The organism is Chryseobacterium oryctis (assembly GCF_025971925.1).
GTDB classification, from domain to species: domain Bacteria; phylum Bacteroidota; class Bacteroidia; order Flavobacteriales; family Weeksellaceae; genus Chryseobacterium; species Chryseobacterium oryctis.
This window is the reverse complement of record NZ_JAPDHV010000002.1, coordinates 531,364-554,750: the sequence shown is the minus strand read 5'-3', so window position 1 is coordinate 554,750 and position 23,387 is coordinate 531,364. Positions and strand designations below refer to the sequence as shown.

Below are 23,387 nucleotides of genomic sequence, written 5' to 3'. Positions count from 1 at the left end.
CTTAGAAAGTCTATTTTTTATTTTAATTCAATTCCCAGTCCTGATTTTTGAGAAAGCATTATTTTCCCGTTTTCTACAAAACTTCCGACTGCATAATCATTTGAAATAAGATTAGCACCATCCAAATCTGCATAATCAACCAATCCCGTTAAAGCACAACCTGCAGAAATACCAATGCTTGATTCCGTCATACAACCAATCATTATTTTGTAATTTAATTCTCTGGCTCTTTTAATCATTTCTAAAGCAGGTGTCAAACCTCCACATTTCATCAATTTTATATTGATGCTTTTATAATACGGAATCAATTCATCTAAAGATTCAATACTTTGACAATCTTCATCAGCCATCCAATTGGCAAAACCATTCTTTTTTAGAATTTTATAGTTATCTATAGGTCTTGGCTGTTCGAGGTAAGAAAATTTTTGAACCTCATCTTTTTCCTGAAGCCAAAGACAATCTTCTTCAGTAAAACTTGCATTGGAATCCAAAGCTATATTTTGGTTCAGTTGCAAAAGTTTTTCGATGTTGTTTTGATTTAATCCTTTACATTTTACCTTAAATTTCTTCCAATTACTTTTTTCAATTTTCTTAATCTGGTTATCTATTTCGTCCACGGAAATCGTGATTGAACTTTCAGCCAAATTGTCGGAAGGCAAATTATTTAAGTCTATAAAACTTTTGTTTTCCAGTTTCCCAAACAAATCCCAATACGCACAATCTAACGCGGAAAGTAAAAAGGGATGAAGCTGTAAATCAAATAAAAATTGAAAAAACTCTTTGGGATGAATAATTTTTTGAACTTCAATAATTGATTGTATTTTTTTTAATTTCAAGACAAAATCCTGAAGATTAATTTTGTAATAATCTATTGCAACACATTCTCCATATCCTTTACAACCTTGATGGGAAAGCTCTATAATTAATGCTTCTCTCGTATCATAATTACCATAAGCGATAGAGAATGTTTCTTTTAATTGAAGCTGTTTAAGTTCAAAACGTAATTCCATGATTAAATCTACAAAAAAGGAGACTTATTTTATCTCCTTCTTCTTTTTATTTTGCTTTTTCTTTGGCATTTTGGATTTAATAAATTTCTTTCGATCCTTTACTACATTCAAACTGTATTCTGTAAAACAATATTTGGCAGATTCATCCAGGAATTTTAATGCATTCACCAAACTTCCTCTTTTTTCGGAAAGTAAAGATCTGTAAAACCATAAAGTTGATTTATCAATTCCTTTAATTTTCAAAGAGTAGCAAATCAGTTTTTCTGCTTCCTGAAAATCTTCGTTGTCTAAAAGACATTTTATATAATATTGTGGCGTATTAAGATTATTTACGTCATACATCATTGCTTCTTCAAAATAAAGCTTAGCTTTTTCATAATCAATAAGCATTTCACTATAGATCCGTCCCATCAAGCAAAGAGAATCTGCATCTTCCGGATCATAAGACAATGCGTAATTCAATGCTTCCAAACAATCTGGTAAACTGTAAGGGTAATTATCTAAAGCCTCAAAATAATATTTATTTTTAGTTAAGGTCATTTTTATAATTTTTTAATTCATTTTTTAGAATATTTCTTTGTTTTTTGAAAGATTTATCCTGATAATTCTTCTTAAAATCTGTTCCCGAAAATGTCCGAATAGGATTTCCACGCTGAACATTCAAATTGTTATTCCACGTTTCCTGCATTTGCTTTTGAAGTTGAATAATATTCTGCTCCAGTACTTTCTCTTTCAGTCGCTGAATCGAAAGTTTTTTATTCTCCAATTGCGAACGCGAATCCTGAACGAAAACACTTTGCCCGGTTGGTAAATAAGTTGCACGAACAGCAGTATTGACTTTATTCACGTTTTGTCCACCACTTCCCTGACTTCTAGTTGTCTGAAATTGAATATCTCTTTCATTAAAATTAATTTTCTCCAAACCTTCTAATTCAAAAATTCCTATGAACCAATTGCTTCTTTTATGCAATTTGCGGAAAGTGCTTTTACCAATCCAACAAATACTTCCGAGCCAGCTTTTTAAAAAGTCTGTTAAATTTTCCCCTTTTAAAAGCAGAGTTACGGATTTCAACGTAAGATTCTCATCACCATTTTCACGATGAATAATTTCGTATTCTATATTATTATCTTTTACCTCCTCAAGAAAGACCTTCAGAACTTTGGCTACTACCCATTGACATTCCAAAGGCCCTCTTCCAGAGGTGATTTGTATTAATTTTTCCATTTTATTTTGGCATTTCACTTAATTTAGGATGACCAATAGGATTAATCCCTTTTTCTAATAAATATTGAGCTGTCATTACTGCCCAACATTTGTCACTAGAATGTATATTTCTGTAAAACGAAAGCAAAACATTAGGCTTCACGACTGTAAATCCGTTTGCTTCAATGGTTTCCAAGTCATTTCTTTCAAAAAAATCTATGGTAATTCTGTGATGCTTTCCATTTTCTAATTCTATTGTTTTCTCATATCTCCGAAAATTTTCTTCACTCGAAAGATGGTCATATCTCGTCCATACTTTTTGAAAACCTTCTTGTTGAAGTATCATGACAACTTCAGCTACATTTTCTTTCTTTACAAAAACATCGATATCCTCCTTATGGTCGTGAGCGTGTTTATATTCTGTATGCCCGATTTCAGACATAAAATGCCATGCCCAACCTCCTGATATAATGACTTTATTTTTTAACTTTTCTAAAATTTCCAGTCCGTGTTGAATTCTAAATTCCGGCCAGACTTCTCCGTATCTTTTTATATTATGTGGTGCTCCCATTTTTTTAATTTTTTTTAATTTGAATTTTGTCATTCTGACAAAGAAAGAATCTCTTTCTTTTACATCATTGAGATTCTTCATTACGCTTTGCTTCATTCAGAATGACATAACAGATGTTTTCTACTTATCCATTCTTACAATTCTTGGCTGAAAGGTTCCCAAAATATCCACCAATTCACTTTGCGAATTCATTACTTCATTGATATCTTTATATGCCATTGGCGCTTCTTCTGCATTTCCACCCATCAACGTGACATTTTTTAATTTTAATTCTTTTTTGATATCGTTTTGGGTGAAAAGACTTCTACATTCTCCTCTCGAATACGCTCTCCCTGCTCCATGAGAAGCTGAGTTCAATGAATCCGGATTTCCTTTTCCGCGAACGATAAATCCTTTTGCTGTCATTGAACCTGGAATCATTCCCAATTCCCCTTCACTTGCGGGAGTTGCCCCTTTTCTGTGAACAATCACCTCTTTTCCCTTATGGATTTCTTTCCATGCGAAGTTGTGATGGTTTTCAATTCTGGCTTTTACTCTTCCTCCCACAGCTTTCACTAATCTTCTGTGAATATCGTCATGACAAGCCGAAGCGTAATCTCCTGCTAAATTCATCGCTGTCCAATATTCTAAACCGAGGTGTGTACTCAAATCCAGCCAAGCAAAGTTTTGTGCTTCTTTTGGCAACGGACATTGCTCAGTCGCTACTCTTGAATAATATTGAGCAATTTCAGCTCCCAGTCCACGAGAACCGCTGTGAGAAAGAATTCCAAGGTATTTTCCTTTCGGTAATCCTATTTGTTCGTCTTCTTCCGTTATTTCAACTTCGCCGAATTCTACGAAATGATTACCTCCGCCAGAAGTTCCCATTTGTTTGATGGCTTTTCCTTTCAATCTTCTCAAAATCGGAATCATGTCAAATGTATCTCTATCGAAAATTTCGTGTTCCACATGAGATTTATGAGTTTCGTACATTCCGAATTTGGTATGTTCGGCAAGAGCTTTTTCATATTTATCTCTTGCACCATCCAGATATGAAACAGGTGTATCCAAAATACTAAGACTCATTCTACAGCCAATATCCATCCCGACTCCATAAGGAATTACAGCATTTTCTACAGCCAAAACACCTCCAATCGGAAGTCCGTAACCGCTGTGTGCATCGGGCATTAAAGCACCCTGCGTTGAAATTGGTAACTTCAATGCGGTGTACAACTGATTTTTGGCTTCCTCAGAAATATTATTTCCGAAAATCTGAAAGTTAGCACGTTGTGTATTCAACATTCTTTTTTCTGTTTTTTTAGATAATAATAATGCTTCCGCAATCTGCCCGAAAGTCAAATCCTTTTCAAAATTTTCCGGATTTAGCAAAATTTCTTTCAAAAGAGATTTCACATGATGAATATTTTTGGTTGCAAAATTTCTTTTCATAACCTCCAAAGCAATGTTTACACTTTGATTATTCGGATAACCTATTTTTAATATATCTTTTCCTTTAAGTTTTAAATTTCCCATCTTTTTAGATTTTAGATAATAGATGTGAGATGATAGACTTTCTCGCATCAAATATTTAAACCAACTAAGTTTTTAGTTGAGTTGTTTTTGTCACAATTTTTTATGACAAATGTTGATTTGGAGACGAGTTTTTTAGCCCCGATTGCAACGACATCCTTTTTTGCGTTGGCTTAAAAAGCATTGGCAAAAAAGATATAGTGGAAAGCGGGAAACAGCTCCTAATTTTAAAAATGATTTCGGGGAAACTTTAAGTTTGAAATATTGCACAATAAAAAACCCGAAATCTTTACGACTTCGGGTTTTGATATTTCATTGTACTGTTATTCTAAGAATGTACCAAACCACGAAGCCTCGCCTTTGCAAAAGGCAATCCTACTGTTGAATGTAAGCTAAATTTGAACATTGCTTCGTTATTTTTAATTGGTTAAACTTGATTTTCAGATGCAAATATATTAATTTTTCTGAAAATCAATATATTTTTTTAATTATTTAGAAATTTTTCTAATATATCTACAGCACATTTTGGAAGGTTTGTACCTGGCCCAAAGATGAAATCGGCACCATTTGCATACAAAAATTCGTAATCCTGTTGCGGAATTACTCCCCCAACAACGATAGTGATATCATCTGCTCCCAGTTTTTTCAGTTCTTCAACAACTTGTGGAACCAGAGTTTTGTGACCTGCAGCCAAAGAAGAAACTCCTAAAATATGTATGTCATTTTCTACAGCTTGTTTTGCAACTTCTTCCGGAGTTTGAAATAATGGCGCAACGTCAACATCAAATCCCATATCTGCGAAAGCTGTAGCCACTACTTTCGCTCCTCTGTCATGACCATCCTGTCCCATTTTAGCAACCATAATTCTTGGTCTACGACCTTCTTCTTCTTCAAATTTTTGAGTAAGATTTAGGGCTTTTTCAAAATATTCGTTTTTACCTGCATTCATAGCGTAAACTCCTGAAATTGTTTTGATATTAGCTTTATATCTTCCGAAAGATTCTTCCATAGCATCGCTCATTTCACCAAGAGTAACTCTTCTTCTTGCCGCTTCAATACATAATGCCAATAGATTTCCTTTTCCTGTTTTTGCAGATTTTCTGATTTCATTCAAAATTTGCTCAACAGCTTCAGAATTTCTTTCAGACTTTATTGTATTTAATCTTTCGATTTGTTTTCTGCGAACTTCCGAATTATCGATATCTAAAATTTCAATTTCATTCTGTTTTAGAGAAGATTTAAATGAATTGACTCCAATTATAAACTCTTCTCCGCTGTCAATTTTAGCTTGTTTTCTTGCAGCAGCTTCTTCAATTCTCATTTTCGGAATTCCTGCTTCAATAGCTTTTGTCATTCCACCTTCCTGCTCAACCTCATCAATATATTTCCTTGCTTCCTCAATCATTTGCTGAGTAAGACTTTCAATTAAATTACTTCCTCCCATCGGGTCTACAACATCACAAATTCCGCTTTCCTGTTGAAGAATAATCTGTGTATTTCTAGCAATTTTTGCAGAATAATCTGTTGGAAGGGCAATTGCCTCGTCTAATGCATTGGTATGTAAAGACTGAGTACCTCCTAAAGCTGAAGACAATGCTTCAATTGCAGTTCTTGTAATATTGTTGAATGGTTCTTGCTCCGTTAAAGACCAACCGGAAGTCTGGGAATGTGTTCTTAAGGCTAAAGATTTCGGATTTTGAGGATTGAATTGCTTTAACAAAGTTGCCCAAATATATCTTGCAGCACGCATTTTTGCAATTTCCATGAAATGATTCATCCCAATTGCCCAAAAAAATGACAAACGAGGAGCAAAATCATCGATATTCATCCCAGCTTTAATTCCTGTTCTTACATATTCTAATCCATCAGCTAATGTATAAGCCATTTCCAAAACTGGCGTTGCACCAGCTTCCTGCATGTGATAACCAGAAATTGAAATGGAATTGAATTTCGGAATATTTTGAGAAGTATATTCAAAAATATCTGCGATGATTTTCATGGAAGGTCCAGGTGGATAAATATAAGTATTTCTCACCATAAATTCTTTCAAGATATCATTCTGGATAGTTCCTGAAAGTAATTCTTGCTTCACACCCTGCTCTTCTGCAGCAACGATATAAAATGATAAAATAGGAAGAACCGCCCCATTCATTGTCATGGAAACAGAAATTTGGTCTAATGGAATCTCATTAAACAAAATTTTCATATCCTCAACAGAATCAATAGCAACACCTGCTTTTCCTACATCACCAACAACCCTTGCGTGGTCTGAATCATAGCCTCTGTGAGTAGCCAAATCGAAGGCCACAGAAAGACCTTTTTGTCCCGCAGCCAAATTTCTTCTATAAAATGCATTGGATTCTTCTGCTGTGGAAAAACCTGCATATTGACGGATTGTCCAAGGTTTTTGCACATACATTGTAGAGTAAGGACCTCTTAAATAAGGTTCAATTCCTGGCGAAGTTCTTGTTAAAGACTCATTTTTAACATCTTCTAACTTGTAAGAAGACTTTAATTGAATTCCATCTTTTTCAAATGGATACACCTCTGTGCTCTTTTCTGTTATATTAAATTGAGGAGTTTTATTCTGAACTTCCCGTCTCATACTTTCTAGTTTTATTTAGATGCTAAAATTACGGATTTTTGAAATAAAAAAACCGACTAAAATTAGTCGGCTTTATTAAAAACCCTTTTTAGGGCTTATTTTTTGATTAATTTAGTGCTTAATGTTTTCTCACCATTTACAATGGTTATAACATAAACTCCTTTTACTAAACTTTGAACATCGATTCTACCTTCTGTTTTACCATTTAGCACCAATCTTCCATCTGCAGAGTAGATTTTATAATCTGCTGAACCTTTAAGATTTTTAATTTCAACAAAAGTATCTGCTGGGTTTGGATATAATGAAATTTCGGATTTAGAAGGTGTAGTCTCATTTGTAGACAAAGAGTTGCTTGTTATCTTTACTGGTAAATCCATAACAGAACCTCCTCCACTTGAAATGAATCCACATGTACTTGCTAATGCAGCTGTATTATATTTAGCTACTACTCTCATTCTTAAAAGCTTATCTCCTGCATAAGTTGTTGTAGGTACTGTAAAGTTTTGTGCTCCAAAACTAACAATACCATATGGTGCAGTGCCAGAAACAGAAATTACTCTCTCCGAGGTTTCAAATACACCATTTCTATTATAATCAATCCAAACTGAAACGTTTAAAGGAGCTCCACCGCTAAGATATCCTTGAATGACTTTAGGTGTTAAAGTATAAGAATTCCCTTGAACTAAATTTATAATTTTACTTGCATCCTCCGATAGATCTTTATACGCTTTTATTGTATTATCTGTATAATCTATATTGGATACTTTTACTGAGCTGATTGCTCCAATATCAGGAACTCCAGAATTTAGAATACAATAATCAACCCCTGTTTTTAGACTGTTTGTTTTAAATGTATAATTAGAAGAAAAAGCTCCAGGAACATTATTAACCACTGCTGCAACTTGCACTTCATAACTAGACTCATCTTCTAATCCGTTTATAAGTACAGAATTTACAGCACTTGTGGTATTAGTCCAGTTAGTAGTCCCTGCTTTTCTATAATTAATAGAGTAAGTAGCTCCGGGAACACTGTTCCAAGAAACTCTTGCCGATGTTTTTAATATTTCAGAAGCAATAGTAGAAACACCTGTAGGAGCTGCTGAAGTAGATGTTGGAGCACTTCCTATTGTTACAGCAGGAGACACTGCATAAAATACATTCCCTATTGCAGATATTCTTAATTTAATTGTACCACTTAAACTAGATGGCATTTGTGCGCTATAACTTCCATTGTTTGGAGTTGAAGCGACCAAATCAGTCCATGTAGCTCCATTATCTGTTGTATAGTCTATTTTAACATTTGCTACATTATAAGGAGCAGCAGTCGTGTTTGCTACTTCCCATTGGATTATATTTGTCGCATCTTTATACAATATTGATGAATTTGTAAGACCATTAAATTTGAATGGTCCATCCTCCCCAACAGTTACTGTGGTTTCAGAAGAAGAAAGCATCGGCCTTGTTGGGTTTTCATCCCTTACAGTTACCGCATATTTCAATGTTCTAGGAACATAAGATACAGTTTCCCAATCTGTATTTACAGAGTTAGCGGGATTAGTTTTGTTAGTAAGAATTCCATTCATTACTAAAGCAAGGCTTGGGAAATACCTTCTTCCACTACTTGTTCCGAAGCGAGATCTTGTCAATGTCCCTTGTGTATTATATCCCCAGCCAGAATCTCCAGAGATAGAAGCATAACCATCTACACTATCATACTGCTCCCATGTATATTTTAAAGGATCATTTTGAGCATCTGTTGCCGTTGTTTCTAAATAATATGCTGTTCCTTTAGGAATAGAGTAAGCTCCTAATGTTGCAATTGTAGGTGGTGTATTAGTAGTGATATCAGCCGAGGTTCCGCATCCTGTCTTTCCATCAAGAGTTGTTAATACCTGATCGATCGAAGAATAATGGAAATATGCATCGGAATTCATCTGTACATTATCATAAGTAATACCTGCATATCCCATGATTGTTGTTCCACCTCCCGGTTCTACATTAACACCTGAACCCTCAGTTCTATTAGAGAAAGTATGATTTGCCCCTAGTTGGTGCCCCATTTCGTGAGCTACATAATCAATATCAAATAAATCTCCTGTGGGATTAGTATTTTGGGTAAAAGCTGAACCTTTTGCAAGACTATTATTAGTTGCAGGATTAGTACAAATAACACCTATTCCTCCTGCATTTCCGTTTCCACCTGCTGCATTAAATACATGCCCGATATCATAATTATCATTTCCCACAACAGAAGTTAATGTTTGTTGTAATTGTAAATTTAGATTATTAGTATAAGGATCTGTTGCTGCATCCGTATAAATAATTGCAGGGATATCCTGAACTAATAATTTAATTCCAAAGTCTTTTTCAAAAACCCCATTTACACGGGTCATGGTATTGTTCATTCTAGTTACAGCAGCAGCTACTGTTCCTCCAGCAGCTTGAGTATATTCTCCCGTTGCTGATAATGCCAATCTATATGTTCTATATTTTGTACTTGATGGTCTATTGGTGATCCCAACATTAGAAAGCTTTTTTTTTCCGTTTAATTCTAATTTTTTTATATCCTCAATCGTTCTTTCCTCTGTAGTACATTCAAAACCATGCTCTGACTTATTTCTTTTTGTCTTATAAAAGACTCCATAAGTTTGTTTATCTGTAGAAATAGGTTCTATGAACTGAAATACACCATCTTTAATAATCATTGACTGTAATTCCGTAGGTGAAGTGCTAAATCTAACGTATTTTGAAGGATCATCAACTCCTACACCAACATAAGAGCCTAGCTGATATCTATCTGCCAAAGACTTTTCCATGACAGGATTGCTATAAACTGCAAATTTCTCGATTTTTCCTTCTACTGTTGGTAAAGAAATAATAACAGGTTTTGCACCATTTCCCGTCTCAACCGCATCTTTTAAAAGATTTCTAATTGAAGCCAAATCTACTCTATAAGCATATTGAACTTCAACTTCCTTTCTAATCTGAGAAACCTTTTGCGAAACAGGTTCCCATCTCTGTGCATAAGCGCTGGTTACAAAACCAGCCAAAGCACAAATCAGTAAAATTCTTTTTTTCATAATAGCCTATTAATAAAATTTTAAATATCTAAAACCAAATGTAGTGAATCATACTAAAAAAAACCACAAAAAAAGACAGTTTAAACAAAAACCATCTTTTTTTTAATATATTTTTAATTTTTCTTAAAGTTATAATTTCACCCCCATTTCATGCAGTGCAAAAGAAATAAGATCTGCATTCTCACCAATTACCTGTTCGGTTGACCTTCCTGCCCCATGACCTGCATTTTTCTCTATTCTTAGTAAAATAGGATTTTTACATCCTTGCTTTTCTTGTAACTCAGCTCCAAATTTGAAAGAATGTGCCGGAACCACTCTGTCATCATGATCACTTGTAATAATCATCGTTGAAGGATAACATGTTCCGCTTTTTACATTATGTACCGGAGAATATGACTTTAAGTATTCAAACATTTCTTTACTATCTTCCGCTGTTCCGTAATCATAAGACCAACCTGCTCCTGCTGTGAATTTGTTATATCTCAACATATCCAGAACTCCAACTCCAGGAAATGCAACTTTAGCCAAATCAGGGCGCATAGTCATGGTTGCACCAACCAATAAGCCTCCGTTTGATCTTCCTGAAAGAGCCATATATTCTTTCGAAGTATATCCTTTACTTTGTAAGTATTCCCCTGCAGCAATGAAATCATCAAACACATTCTTTTTTTGCATTTTCGTTCCTGCATCATGCCACTTTTTACCATATTCACCTCCTCCACGGATGTTGGGAACTGCATAAATTCCTCCGTTATTCATCCATACTGCATTTACTACAGAAAACGCTGGTTGTAGGCTTATATTGAATCCTCCATAAGAATATAAAATCGTTGGGTTTTTACCATTCAGCTTAGTTCCTTTTTTATAATTAATCATCATAGGAACTTTTGTTCCGTCTTTAGAAGTATAGAAAACTTGCTCGGAAACATAATCATCGGGATTGAATTTTACTTTTGGCTTTTGGTAAACTTCCGATTTTCCTGTTTCTACATTAAACTTATAAATTGTTCCGGGAGTTATATAATTTGTGAAAGAAAAATACAATTCTTTTTCCTTCTCTTTCCCTCCAAATCCTCCTACATTCCCTTTACCCGGAAGGGTAATTTCTCTGATTAATTTTCCGGCTTTATCATATTGTTTTACTTGATCAATAGCGTCTACCATATATGTAGCAAAGAAATAGCCTCCTCCTGAAGAAATTCCTAATACATTATCCGTTTGAGGAATCACATCCTTCCAATTTTCAGGACTAGGATTTTTGATGTTTGCTTTCACAAGACGCATATTTGGTGCATCCTTATCTGTAAAAATATAAAGTTCGTCCCCTTCTGTATCAACGATACTTGCATTGATATCAAATCCTTTATTTATTTGGATAAAATCACCTCCTTTCTGTAAGTCTTTTATATATAATTCATTTCCGTTGGTTGCATTGGCTGCGGAAATAATTAAATATCTCTGGTCTTCAGAAACATCAGCACCTAAATATCTTCTTGGAGTTTTTTCTCCTCCGAAAATTAGTTTATCTTCAGATTGTTTCGTTCCTAATTTGTGAAAGTAAACCTTATGCTTATCGGTCATTCCGGAAAGTACTGTTCCTTCCTTTGGTTTATCATAGCTAGAATAATAAAAACCTTCGTCTCCTTGCCATGAAATTCCACTAAATTTCACATCAACCAACGTCTCATCAATTTGTTTTTTGGTAATTGCGTCGATAATGATGATTTTGTTCCAATCACTTCCTCCTTCTGAGATTGAATAGGCTGCTAAATTTCCTTTTTTATTGAATGATAATTGAGAAAGAGAGGTTGTTCCTTTTTCAGAAAACTGGTTAGGGTCTAAAAATACTTCAATATTTTTAGTTTTAAGATTCGTTCTGTATAAAACCGATTGAGCCTGTAGCCCGTTATTTTTATAAAAGTACGTATAATCTCCTTCTTTAAAAGGAGCTCCTATTTTTTCATAATTCCAAATATCTCTTAATTGATCTTTTATTTTCTCTCTAAAAGGTATTTTCGAAAGATAATTCTGGCTAAAATCAACTTCTTCATCCACCCACTTTTTTGTAGCTTCCGAATCATTTTCTAAATCTCGAAAAGGATCTGCGACAGAAGTTTCGAAGTAAGTATCTGTTTGATTTCCTTTTAATGCTTTTGGATAAATCATTTTTTGAGAATAAATAGATGCTGAAAATAAAACTCCAGCGGTTAATAAGATTGGTGTAAAATTCATTTTTAACGATTTTATCAAAAATACTGAAAGAATCCCAAATAAAAAAGCTCCTATAAAAATAGAAGCTTTAATAAATTTTTAAGTTTTTTAATCTGCGAAGCAAAATGCAGTCATTCCATCAGGGCAGGGAACTCCACAAATCCAATCTATAAGTTCTCCGTTAACAATACATTTGCCTGGTCTTGGATCACCATTTCCAGCAACAATAGATTTTAAATCTTTTTTAGTTAGTTTTTTCATATTTAATAATTTGCTATCATAAAGATATCAAATTTTTACAAAAAAAACATTTTTTTAGTAATTCTCTTCCTCTCCTTTCATTTTCTCCGCATTTTCTGCCATGATTACAGCATCAATCATTTCTGAAATATCTCCATTCATATACGCATCAAGATTGTACATAGATTTATTAATTCTATGATCTGTTACTCTTCCTTGAGGATAATTATATGTTTTAATTTTTGCGGAACGATCTCCTGTAGAAACCATTGTTTTTCTTTGTGCAGCAATATCACCTTGAACTTCCTGTAATTTAATATCATACAATTTAGCACGAAGCATTTCCATTGCCAATTCACGGTTTGCTAACTGAGAACGAGCCTGTTGACAAACAACAACTAATCCTGAAGGCTTGTGTGTTAATTGTACTTTCGTTTCAACTTTGTTTACGTTCTGACCTCCAGCTCCACCCGAACGCGAAGTTTGCATTTCTATATCAGCAGGATTAATTTCTACATCTACTTCTTCAGCTTCCGGAAGAACAGCAACAGTAATTGCAGAAGTATGAACTCTTCCCTGAGATTCTGTTTCCGGAACACGCTGTACACGGTGAACCCCAGATTCGAACTTCATAATTCCGTAAACTCCTTCACCTTCTACTTTCATTATTAGCTCTTTGTATCCTTTTGCTGCTTCATTAGAATCAGTTACTTCATGCCTCCAGCCTTTTGCTTTAAAATACATGGTATACATTCTGTAAATATCTTCCACAAAAATAGCCGCTTCATCGCCACCTGTTCCCGCACGTAATTCTACAATTACGTTTTTATCATCTGCAGGATCTTTTGGTATTAATAAAACTTTCAACTCTTCTTCTAATCCAGGAATTCTAGATTGAGCCTCAAGCTTTTCCTCTTTAGCCAAATCCACCAAATCTCTGTCTGAACCATCAGCAATGATTTCATCAGATTCTTCAATAGTATCTAAAGCTCCTTTATATTGGTCATAAACTTTTACAATTTTTCCCAAATCACTATATTCTTTATTCAAAGTAGAATATCTTTTTTGGTCTGAAATAACATCAGGTTGAATAATAAGATCTGCAACCTCATTATATCTTTGTTTTATAGCTTCTAATTTTGGAATTAATGATTTAGACATTATGAAAATTTTGTGGGTGCAAAGATAAGAATTATTAATTCAAAACTCAATAAACATTTGATTGTGTATTCTTTTGTTTTTAAATCCTATAGCTTTTCCTTTATAAATTCTTATTAAAATCCATTATGATTTAGTAGTTCACAAATAAAAAGTATCATTAAAAACAAAAAACCACTTAAAAAATTAAGTGGTTTATATATGATGTTTTGCTTTGATATTACTTTTTCAGAATTCAGGTGAAAAAGCAATGACAATCAATTAATGATGTCCGTGACTATCGTGCAAGAAAGGCCCGTTTCCTTTTGGTTCGTTGTAGATAACCTCTACACCTTCCTGCTCATAAATATTTTTTCTTCTGATATCTTCAGGATCAAAAGGCTTTACTTTTCCAAAATATTCTTTCAAACCTTCCGTCAACCACATTGGAATAACCAACCCGAAGAACATAAAAATACACCAGAACCCTACCAAGAACATGATTATGAAAAATACTGTCCAAAGGAACTGGTAAAACGGCCAAAATGCTGATAAAATCGTTATCATTCTTTAAAGATTTTAGGCAAAAATAGGACTTTTTATTGTTTTACACAAAAGATATAAGCCCTATTTTATTATTTATTTTGATTTTAAACTAATTAATGTGCAAGATCTGCGAAGAAATCATTTCCTTTATCATCAGTGATAATAAATGCAGGGAAATCTTTTACTTCAATTTTTCTTACAGCTTCCATCCCCAATTCTGGAAAGTCTACGACATCAACAGACACAATATTATCTTTCGCTAAAATTGCAGCTGGCCCACCAATTGAACCTAAATAGAACCCTCCATATTTTTTGCACGCATTTGTAACATCTTTGCTTCTATTACCTTTTGCCAACATAATCATACTTCCTCCATGGCTCTGGAATTCATCTACATAAACATCCATTCTTCCTGCTGTTGTAGGTCCGAAACTTCCTGAAGCCATTCCTTCCGGAGTTTTTGCTGGTCCTGCATAATAAATAGGATGGTTTTTGAAATATTCTGGCATTGGTTTTCCGCTGTCAAGAATTTCTTTAATCTTTGCGTGAGCAATATCTCTTGCTACAATTAAAGTACCGTTTAGTTTCAACCTTGTTTTAATCGGATATTTTGAAAGTTCCGCTAAAATTTCAGGCATTGGTTTATTCAAATCAATTTCTACAGCTTCTTCCAAATGCGGAGGAGTTGCCGGTAAAAATCTTTTAGGATCTTGTTCCAATTGCTCTAAGAAAATACCTTCTTTGGTAATTTTACCTTTAATATTTCTATCTGCTGAACATGATACACCCATTCCTACAGGACAAGAAGCTGCGTGACGAGGAAGTCTGATAACTCTAACATCATGCGTTAAATATTTACCCCCAAACTGAGCTCCAATTGCACTTTCCTGACAAATCTTCTGAACTCTTGCTTCCCACTCCAAATCTCTGAAAGCCTGTCCTGCCTCATTTCCTTCAGTCGGAAGATTATCATAATATTTCGCAGATGCCTTTTTCACAGCAGCTAAATTCGCTTCAGCAGAAGTTCCGCCAATTACTAAAGCCAAGTGATATGGAGGACAAGCAGCCGTACCTAAATCTGAAATTTTCTCTTTGATAAATTCTTCAAGAGACTTTTCGTTCAATAATGACTTTGTTTTTTGGTACAAGAATGTCTTGTTAGCAGAACCACCTCCTTTAGTCAAGAATAAAAATTCATAATAGTCTCCTTTTTTAGCATAAATATCAATTTGTGCAGGAAGATTTGAACCGGAATTTTTTTCATCAAACATTGTTAAAGGAACAACCTGAGAATATCTTAAGTTTCTTTTTTGATAAGTATTGAAAATACCCTTACTCAAATATTCCCCATCATCAACTCCCGTATAAACATTTTCTCCTTTTTTAGCCATCACAATTGCTGTACCGGTATCCTGACAAGAAGGTAAAGCTCCTTCTACAGCTACGGCGGCATTTTGCAATAAATTATAAGCAACAAATCTATCATTATCAGTCGCTTCAGGATCATCAATAATTCTTCTAAGACTTTCTAAATGTGAAGAACGAAGCATAAAAGAAACATCCGCCATTGCTTCTTCTGCCAATAGCTCAAGTCCTTTTGGATCTATATTTAAAATTTCTCTATCTCCAAGTTTTTCAACTTTTACGTAATCTGATGTAAGCTTTTTATATACCGTATCATCTTTTTGAATCGGATACGGATCCTGATATCTAAAATCCATTGAATTTTCGTTTGTACAAAAATACAGCTTCCCTTAAAAAAACATAAGTAAAATCAACAGTTTAAATTGATATTTATAATCATTATAAATTGCAAGATTTTTGAGTAATGACTAAATTTATACTATTCTATTTTTAACCATAAAAGGAACAAAAGTTTTTTAAACATATTAGTTATTTTAAGTTTAATTAAATACTGTTTTATAAGAACACATTAATTTTTGAAAACCTATGATTTTCATCTTTATGAACTTTAAGGGTTTTTAGTGTTTCCCTTAAAATTTAATCTAAATCTTTTGTTCCTTTTGTGGTTAAATAAAAATAAAATCTTAATCACAATGAATTACAGAATAGAAAAAGACACCATGGGTGAAGTTCAGGTTCCTGCTGACAAATTTTGGGGAGCACAAACAGAACGTTCAAGAAATAATTTCAAAATAGGCCCTGAAGGTTCTATGCCACACGAAATTATCGAAGCGTTTGCATATTTGAAAAAAGCTGCCGCTTATGCAAATGCCGATTTAGGAGTTCTTCCTGTTGAAAAAAGAGATATGATCTCAAAAGTTTGTGATGAAATTCTTGAAGGAAAACTCAATAACCAGTTTCCTTTAGTAATTTGGCAAACCGGTTCTGGAACTCAGTCTAATATGAATGTAAATGAAGTAATTTCAAATAGAGCCCATGTTAATAATGGAGGAAAATTGGGAGAGAAATCCGAAATTCATCCAAATGACGATGTGAATAAGTCTCAATCTTCCAATGATACATATCCAACGGCAATGCATATTGCAGCCTATAAAAAAGTGGTAGAAACAACCATTCCTGCTGTGGAAAGGTTAAAGAGTACCTTAGCTGAAAAATCAATTGCCTTTAAAGATATTGTTAAAATAGGAAGAACACATTTAATGGATGCGACTCCATTAACTTTAGGACAAGAGTTTTCCGGATATGTAGCACAATTAGAATTTGGATTAAGAGCTTTAAAAAACACCCTTCCGCATCTTTCCGAACTCGCTTTAGGAGGAACAGCAGTAGGAACAGGCTTAAATACACCCAAAGGTTACGATGTAAAAGTTGCAGAATATATTGCAAAATTCACCAACCACCCTTTTATTACTGCAGAAAACAAATTTGAAGCTCTTGCTGCACATGATGCTATTGTAGAATCTCATGGAGCTTTAAAACAACTAGCTGTTTCTTTATTTAAAATTGCTCAAGATATCAGATTATTAGCTTCAGGACCTCGTTCCGGAATTGGAGAAATCTACATTCCTGAAAATGAACCCGGTTCTTCCATCATGCCCGGGAAAGTAAACCCTACTCAAAATGAAGCCTTAACAATGGTTTGTGCACAAGTACTAGGAAATGACACCACTATTTCATTCGCAGGAACTCAGGGAAATTATGAGCTGAATGTTTTTAAACCTGTAATGGCTTATAATTTCTTACAATCAGCTCAATTAATTGCTGATGCATGTATTTCATTTAATGACCATTGCGCCGTTGGAATAGAACCTAATCATGAAAGAATCAAAGAATTGGTTGACAAATCTTTGATGTTGGTAACAGCTTTAAACACACATATCGGATATGAAAATGCTGCAAAAATTGCAAAAACAGCCCACAAAAATGGTACAACATTAAAAGAAGAAGCCATTAACCTTGGATTGCTAACTGCCGAACAATTTGATGAATGGGTAAAACCTGAAGATATGGTAGGAAGCCTGAAATAACATCATTTTTAAATATAAATTCAATGTAAAGCCTTGAAGTTTTCAAGGTTTTTATTATTTATACAAGATGCTGAATTACAATTTCTTACAAAATAATTTTCAGAAGTTAAAATTTTTCATAAATTAGTGATAAATTACAAACATCTATAAAACAAAATATTATGAAAAATCTAAAAAAAATCCAAAGAGAGAATTTAAAACAAGTATTAGGTGGTCACACATGCCCGACAAACACTTATCATGTTACTTACAATGGATATCACGCCTGTTGCTTAGAAATCCCGAGTGGAAACCCTTGCAATTCTACAAAATGCTTGGTTCCTATAGAAATGTGCGACCCAGATTTATCTTAAAAACAATTGAATAAAACAAAAAAGGACAGAAATTCTGTCCTTTTTTCAATATGTACACTTCATAATTTATCTTATCAATTCTTTTGCCTGTTCCAAAGCAGCCTCTGTAATCTTACTACCTGAAAGCAATTGTGCAATTTCTTGCAATTTTTCATCTTCATTCAGTGGAATAATCGTTGATTGAGTTTTTCCAGCAATGTCATGCTTCACAACCTTATAATTATTATTCCCTTTTGCTGCCACTTGTGCTAAATGAGAAATAACAATAAGCTGCATATCTTTTGACATATCTCTCATAAGATTTCCTATTTCTTCAGCCACTTTTCCTGAAACTCCCGTATCAATTTCATCTAAAATCAATGTCGGTAACTCATCACTTTCAGCGATAATCTTCTTCACAGCCAACATTACTCTTGACCTCTCACCTCCGGAAATTGCCGTTTGAATTGGCTTTAAAGGAAACCCTGAATTAGCTTGAAATAAAAGCTGAATACTTTCCTTCCCAAATTGATTAAAATCTTGGGAATTTTGAAGCTCAATATCAACTTTCGCTTTTTCCAGCCCTAATTTTTTTAATAAACTTTCTGCTTTTTCTATAAAAACAGGAATACTTTTCTTTCTGTTTTTTGAAAGTTTCTCCGATAAAGTACCAAGTTTGGTTTCCTTTTCATTAATTTTTACCTCAATTTCTTCAATTAAACCTTCAAGCTCAGAAGCACCTCTTTGTTCTGCCGACAATTGGTTTCTAATTTCTTTTAATTCATTGACTTCAGAAACATTATGTTTAAGCAATAAAGCATTAATTTTATTATTAAGTTCAGAAAGAAGAGCTAAGTTTTCCGGATTAACTTCAATTTTATCTGCTTCATTTTCAAGCTCAGAAACAATATCCTTTAATTCAACAAAAGATTGTTCTAATCTCTCATCAAGCTCGGAGAAACTAGCGGAAACTTCAGAAATTTTTGAAAGTTTACTTTTCGCTTCATTGAAGAAAGAAAAAATCCCAACTTCTTCCTGATGAAACCTCGATAAAACCAAACTCAGGTTTTCGGAAATCATTTCTGCATTTTCCTGAATAGAAAGCTGATTTTGTAAATCTTCATAATCTATATCATCGAGATTAAGCTCCTCTAACTCATTCAAGAGGAATTTTTTATAATCTGTTTCTTTATTGTTTTCAGAAAGCTGATTTTGATATTTCTTTAACTGATTTTTAAGACTTTGAAACTCAGAAAATTCAAACTGATAATCTTCAATCAGCTTCTTATTTTCAGAAAATCCATCAATAATTTTAAACTGATATTCTGATGTAAAAAGATTTGACGTTTCAAATTGCGAATGTATATCAATAAGCTGAGATGAAAGTTCTTTTAAAATATCTAACGTTACAGGAACATCATTAATAAAAGCTCTGGACTTTCCGGATGGTAAAATTTCTCGTCTTATGATTGTTTGATGCTCGTAATCTAAATCATTCTCAATGAAAAATTTCTTGAACTGATTATCCAGAGAAAACTCTGTTTCTACAATACTTTTCTCTTCTGCGTTAGAAATAGACTTAATATCTGCTCTTTCTCCCAAAATAAGCCTCAACGCACCCAAAATGATAGATTTTCCGGCTCCTGTTTCACCAGTAATTACCTGCAAACCATTTTGTAGCGATACTTCAAGTGTATCAATTAAAGCAAAATTTTTGATATAGATTCTCGACAGCATTAATAATAGCAATTACTTTAGATATTGCAAATATAGAACTTTAGAAGTCAGTATTCAACAAGATTATTTCCACTTACTCCACTTAGAATCTGTATTCTTAGGAGAAAACATCATCATAAGCTGTTTCAAATCACCAATAATAATTCCTCCATTGTTTCCGGAATTGAAAATATTGAAAATTTCGTCAGCTTTATTTGTCGTAAAAAGATCAAAGAAATAATTCTGTTGAAAAGAGTTTTCATACATTTTTAATTGCATCAAGGCATCAAAAATGATTTTCTTAGAAGAAGTTTGATCCTGATTAAACATATTATCTAATCCCGCTCTGTGATATGTATAGAAAGTTGAACGCAATTGAGCCATATTCGGGCTCATTATTTCTCTGATAAGCTGAGAACGGTTTCTTGGTTCATTGATTTGCTTCCAACCATCATAATTATTCTGTGACTCACCATTTTGTGCAATTTGCTGGGCTTTTTGAAACCATTGTGTTCCTCCCATTGTCTGGAAACTGTCTGCATCATACCCTAAAATAAGATAAACATAAAAACTTACAACATCAATTAAATTTTTACCGGAAAACTGTCTTTCATTAAAAATAAGATTCTCATTTTCAATATATTCAAAACTAAATCTGGTATCCTGAAGATTGATAAGTGGAGATTCATAATTTGTATTATAAACAGGACGCACAGCCTGAATAACAATACTTCCTTTATATCTATTTCCGTCTTTCTCAGAAATTACAATGGCAAAATTGGATTTAATCTTTTCAAAATTTTGCAATTTTCTCCCTGTCCAACTTGTATTATTGATAAAATCACGAAGGCTTTTTTCCAATGCTTTGTAAGCAGATTGGTTACTTCCTCCCAATTGCTGAGAGTTTACCTGAACGGTAGCCAATAACTCTTGAGAGAAACTAGTAGAATATATAAAAAGCAGTAAAAATAAGCTTATAATTTTTTTCATTATCTATTAAAAATTGAGAACGGAAATTTATTAAAATTATTTTAAAATCTGAGCTTCCACAAAATTGAGAATATCCTTTGCCACATCATCTTTGGATTTCAAATCAAACTCGGTTTTCTCTGTTTTGGTAAATATCTTTATCTTGTTGGTATCATTTTTAAATCCTGCGCCTTCGTCACGAAGAGAATTCAGGACAATCATATCAAGATTTTTCTTTTCGAGTTTTCCTTTGGCATTTTCTTCTTCATTTTGGGTTTCTAAAGCAAAACCAACTAAGAACTGATGGTTTTTCTTTTCTCCCATTGTTTTAAGAATATCCGGATTTTTAACCAATTCAATCGTTAAATTTTCATCATTCTTTTTGATTTTTTCTTTCGCTACTTCTTTTGGAGCATAATCTGCAACGGCAGCACTTGCTATCGCGACATCAACATTTTCATAAAATTCAAAAACTTTATTAAGCATTTCTTTTGCCGAAGTAACTCTATATAAATCAATATTTTTATGTTTTACAACCTGAGAACTTGGCCCAGAAACTAAAATTATTTTCGCTCCTCTTTTCGCAGCTTCTTCTGCCAAAGAAAAGCCCATTTTACCAGAAGAATGATTTCCTATAAATCTCACAGGATCAATTGCTTCATAAGTTGGTCCGGCTGTGATTAAAACTATTTTTCCTTCAAGTGTTTTTTTATCATCTTTAGTAAAAAAATCTTCAACAGCTTTAGCAATTGTTTCCGGTTCTGCCATTCTTCCTTGCCCGATAAGTCCACTCGCCAATTCTCCATTTTCAGCTGGAATTATGAAATGACCAAAATCTTCTGCCATTTCCAGATTTTGCTTTGTAGAAGGATGTTGATACATATCCAAATCCATCGCAGGAGCAATAAAAACAGGACATTTTGCTGACATATAAGTTGCAATCACCAAATTATCACACATTCCGTGAGTCATTTTAGCCAAAGTATTTGCCGTACAAGGAGCTATAACAATAACATCTGCCCAAAGAGCCAATTCTACATGACTGTTCCACGTTCCGTTTGCACTATAAAAATCTGAATAAACAGGTTTTTTAGATAAAGTAGACAAACTTAACTTCGTGACAAAATTCTCTGCATCCGGAGTCATGATTATCTGAACATTAGCTCCTTTTTTAACAAAATCTCTGATTAAGAAATGAATTTTATAGGCGGCTATTCCTCCCGAAACAGCGATGAGAATTTTTTTCCCGTAAACGCTCATGTAGTTTTAATTTTAGAATACTAAATTACTTATTTTTTCTCAGAATCATGTTTGATAAACAACAAAGGTCATAAAAGAAACATTTTCCTTTATGACCTTCATATATAAAAAACAAATTAATTGTTATTTTCTGTCTTCAGTTTTTCTGAAATATACATCATCATTCAGCCATTCTTCAATTGCAATAGAAGTTGGCTTTGGAAGTTTTTCATAATGTTTAGAGATTTCTATTTGCTCTCTGTTTTCAAAAACTTCTTCTAATGTAGAATTGTGAACAGCAAATTCGTCAAGCTTATTGTGTAATTCTGTACGAATTTCAGCATTAATCTGCTCTGCTCTCTTTCCCATGATTACAATAGCTTCATAGATTGAACCCACTTTACCTTCAATCTTATCTTTATCATAAGTAATAGTATTTACTTCTGCTTTTGTATCTTTTACACTCATTTTGAGAAATTTATTTTATTTTAAGATGGCAAATTTACGAATTATCTTTGAATTTTGAAAGTAGCTGCAGGAGGTGGAGTTTGAAGCGCAGCACTATCTCTCTGAATCTGCATTGCTTTTTTCTCTGCATCCATCTGATTTTTCATTTGTTCTTCAGCTTTTTGTTTTTCAGACAGCTTATCCATTTCTTTCTTTTGCTTAGCTGTAAGCGTCGCAATTCTTTCCTCTGTTTGTTTTTTTACAACAACAAAATTCTTTTTCTCTTTTTCTAATTTAGCTCTTAAGTCTAAAGCTGTTTTAGAATATTCAGTATTTGGAAGCTCTTTTTCTACCTGTTTTGTAAATGCCAAAGCACTTTCAATACGCTCATCTTTAAGATCATAAACAGATTTTGTAGCAAGTTCGTAACGAGACTTCATGATATAATCATAAATTTTCGGACGAAGTTTTGTACTTGGAAAGTCTTCCAAAACATTTTCTAACGCTGTATTGGCCGCTTTATAATCCCCCATATTGAAGTATTGTCTTGCATTTTCATAAGCTTTGAACTCAAGTTTGTAAGACAATTCATCAATCATTGTATTGATATTTTTAGATCTTTCAGAATTTGGATATTCATTTAAAAAGTTCTGCAATTCATTAATCGCCAACTCTGTACTAGATTGATCCAAATTGTAATCCATAGATCCTTCATAATAACACAAAGCAGACAAATAAGCTGCTTCTTCTGCTCTTGGATCTTTTGGAAAGTTTACTGCAAAGTTTTTAAACTGATGCCCTGCCAATTTATAATTTTTGTCATAATAATTAGCATAAGCAGTATTAAAAGCTACATTCGGAAAATCATCTGTTCCTGCAACAAGATTCGCAAGCCTATCGTAAAGAGCTAAAGCATTTTTCCATTTCTTTTTGGCAAAATTTTCATTTGCAGCTTTCAAGATGTATGCTTTATCAGCACTTTTCATTGCTTTTTCTTGCTGACTAACACATGATGAAACCACAGCTACAGCAAAAAGACCTAAAATATATTTTTTCATATAAAAAATTCAACAGTTTTCGGATTATATAACCGATCTATTAATTTGCAAAAATATAACT

The 23,387-nt window shown here is 33.4% G+C and carries 19 protein-coding genes; 2 read left to right on the top strand and 17 right to left on the bottom strand.

All coding sequences use genetic code 11. The features are described 5' to 3' along the window. Positions 1-17: 17 nt before the first annotated feature. The 12 genes from OH806_RS06350 to OH806_RS06295 form a co-directional block, all read right to left on the bottom strand. Entirely contained in the window at positions 18-1,010 is a 993-nt protein-coding gene (locus tag OH806_RS06350; protein ID WP_264742827.1) for an enolase C-terminal domain-like protein, read from the bottom strand. Positions 1,011-1,034: 24 nt separating this feature from the next. Continuing rightward, positions 1,035-1,550 (bottom strand): tetratricopeptide repeat protein, encoded by a 516-nt coding sequence (locus OH806_RS06345; protein WP_264742826.1) that lies wholly within the window; start codon positions 1,548-1,550, stop codon positions 1,035-1,037. Then, entirely contained in the window at positions 1,537-2,235 is a 699-nt protein-coding gene (gene prfH / locus OH806_RS06340; protein ID WP_264742825.1) for a peptide chain release factor H, read from the bottom strand. Before prfH ends, OH806_RS06345 begins: the two co-directional genes overlap by 14 nt. Position 2,236: 1 nt before the next feature. Then, positions 2,237-2,866 carry a nucleotidyltransferase family protein gene (locus OH806_RS06335; protein WP_264742824.1) on the bottom strand — a complete coding sequence of 210 codons (630 nt, stop codon included), beginning with the start codon at positions 2,864-2,866 and terminating at the stop codon, positions 2,237-2,239. 39 nt (positions 2,867-2,905) lie between these two features. Continuing rightward, positions 2,906-4,297 (bottom strand): RtcB family protein, encoded by a 1,392-nt coding sequence (locus OH806_RS06330; RefSeq protein WP_264742823.1) that lies wholly within the window; start codon positions 4,295-4,297, stop codon positions 2,906-2,908. A gap of 481 nt (positions 4,298-4,778) precedes the next feature. After that, the gene (gene scpA / locus OH806_RS06325) at positions 4,779-6,899 is read right to left on the bottom strand and encodes a methylmalonyl-CoA mutase (protein ID WP_264742822.1); all 2,121 of its coding nucleotides are present in this window, start codon (positions 6,897-6,899) and stop codon (positions 4,779-4,781) included. A gap of 95 nt (positions 6,900-6,994) precedes the next feature. Then, positions 6,995-9,979: a reprolysin-like metallopeptidase gene (locus OH806_RS06320; protein ID WP_264742821.1), complete on the bottom strand. Its 2,985-nt coding sequence runs from the start codon at positions 9,977-9,979 to the stop codon at positions 6,995-6,997. Between the two features lie 129 nt (positions 9,980-10,108). Beyond that, on the bottom strand, positions 10,109-12,145 hold the full coding sequence (locus tag OH806_RS06315) for a prolyl oligopeptidase family serine peptidase (RefSeq protein WP_264742980.1): 2,037 nt from the start codon (positions 12,143-12,145) through the stop codon (positions 10,109-10,111). Positions 12,146-12,298: 153 nt separating this feature from the next. Next, on the bottom strand, positions 12,299-12,451 hold the full coding sequence (locus OH806_RS06310; protein WP_264742820.1) for a hypothetical protein: 153 nt from the start codon (positions 12,449-12,451) through the stop codon (positions 12,299-12,301). Between the two features lie 54 nt (positions 12,452-12,505). Further along, positions 12,506-13,591: a peptide chain release factor 1 gene (prfA, locus tag OH806_RS06305; RefSeq protein WP_264742819.1), complete on the bottom strand. Its 1,086-nt coding sequence runs from the start codon at positions 13,589-13,591 to the stop codon at positions 12,506-12,508. Positions 13,592-13,849: 258 nt separating this feature from the next. Next, positions 13,850-14,134 (bottom strand): hypothetical protein, encoded by a 285-nt coding sequence (locus OH806_RS06300; protein ID WP_264742818.1) that lies wholly within the window; start codon positions 14,132-14,134, stop codon positions 13,850-13,852. Positions 14,135-14,226: 92 nt separating this feature from the next. Then, positions 14,227-15,834 carry a fumarate hydratase gene (locus tag OH806_RS06295; RefSeq protein WP_264742817.1) on the bottom strand — a complete coding sequence of 536 codons (1,608 nt, stop codon included), beginning with the start codon at positions 15,832-15,834 and terminating at the stop codon, positions 14,227-14,229. A 336-nt stretch (positions 15,835-16,170) separates the two neighbouring features. Here OH806_RS06295 and fumC point away from each other — a divergent pair, with 336 nt between their 5' ends. Beyond that, complete coding sequence (gene fumC, locus OH806_RS06290; protein WP_264742816.1) at positions 16,171-17,565, top strand: class II fumarate hydratase; 1,395 nt, start codon at positions 16,171-16,173, stop codon at positions 17,563-17,565. Between the two features lie 161 nt (positions 17,566-17,726). After that, positions 17,727-17,918 (top strand): bacteriocin-like protein, encoded by a 192-nt coding sequence (locus tag OH806_RS06285; protein ID WP_264742815.1) that lies wholly within the window; start codon positions 17,727-17,729, stop codon positions 17,916-17,918. 66 nt (positions 17,919-17,984) lie between these two features. Here OH806_RS06285 and OH806_RS06280 read toward each other — a convergent pair whose 3' ends face one another. The 5 genes from OH806_RS06280 to OH806_RS06260 all read right to left on the bottom strand — a co-directional run bounded on the left by OH806_RS06280 (position 17,985) and on the right by OH806_RS06260 (position 23,326). Then, complete coding sequence (locus OH806_RS06280) at positions 17,985-19,634, bottom strand: DNA repair protein RecN (protein ID WP_264742814.1); 1,650 nt, start codon at positions 19,632-19,634, stop codon at positions 17,985-17,987. 63 nt (positions 19,635-19,697) lie between these two features. Next, positions 19,698-20,603 carry a type IX secretion system protein PorD gene (porD, locus tag OH806_RS06275; RefSeq protein WP_264742813.1) on the bottom strand — a complete coding sequence of 302 codons (906 nt, stop codon included), beginning with the start codon at positions 20,601-20,603 and terminating at the stop codon, positions 19,698-19,700. 36 nt (positions 20,604-20,639) lie between these two features. Next, positions 20,640-21,842: a bifunctional phosphopantothenoylcysteine decarboxylase/phosphopantothenate--cysteine ligase CoaBC gene (gene coaBC, locus OH806_RS06270; protein ID WP_264742812.1), complete on the bottom strand. Its 1,203-nt coding sequence runs from the start codon at positions 21,840-21,842 to the stop codon at positions 20,640-20,642. 123 nt (positions 21,843-21,965) lie between these two features. Continuing rightward, on the bottom strand, positions 21,966-22,289 hold the full coding sequence (locus OH806_RS06265; RefSeq protein WP_264742811.1) for a DNA-directed RNA polymerase subunit omega: 324 nt from the start codon (positions 22,287-22,289) through the stop codon (positions 21,966-21,968). A 41-nt stretch (positions 22,290-22,330) separates the two neighbouring features. Then, positions 22,331-23,326 (bottom strand): outer membrane protein assembly factor BamD, encoded by a 996-nt coding sequence (locus OH806_RS06260; RefSeq protein WP_264742810.1) that lies wholly within the window; start codon positions 23,324-23,326, stop codon positions 22,331-22,333. Positions 23,327-23,387: the final 61 nt, after the last annotated feature.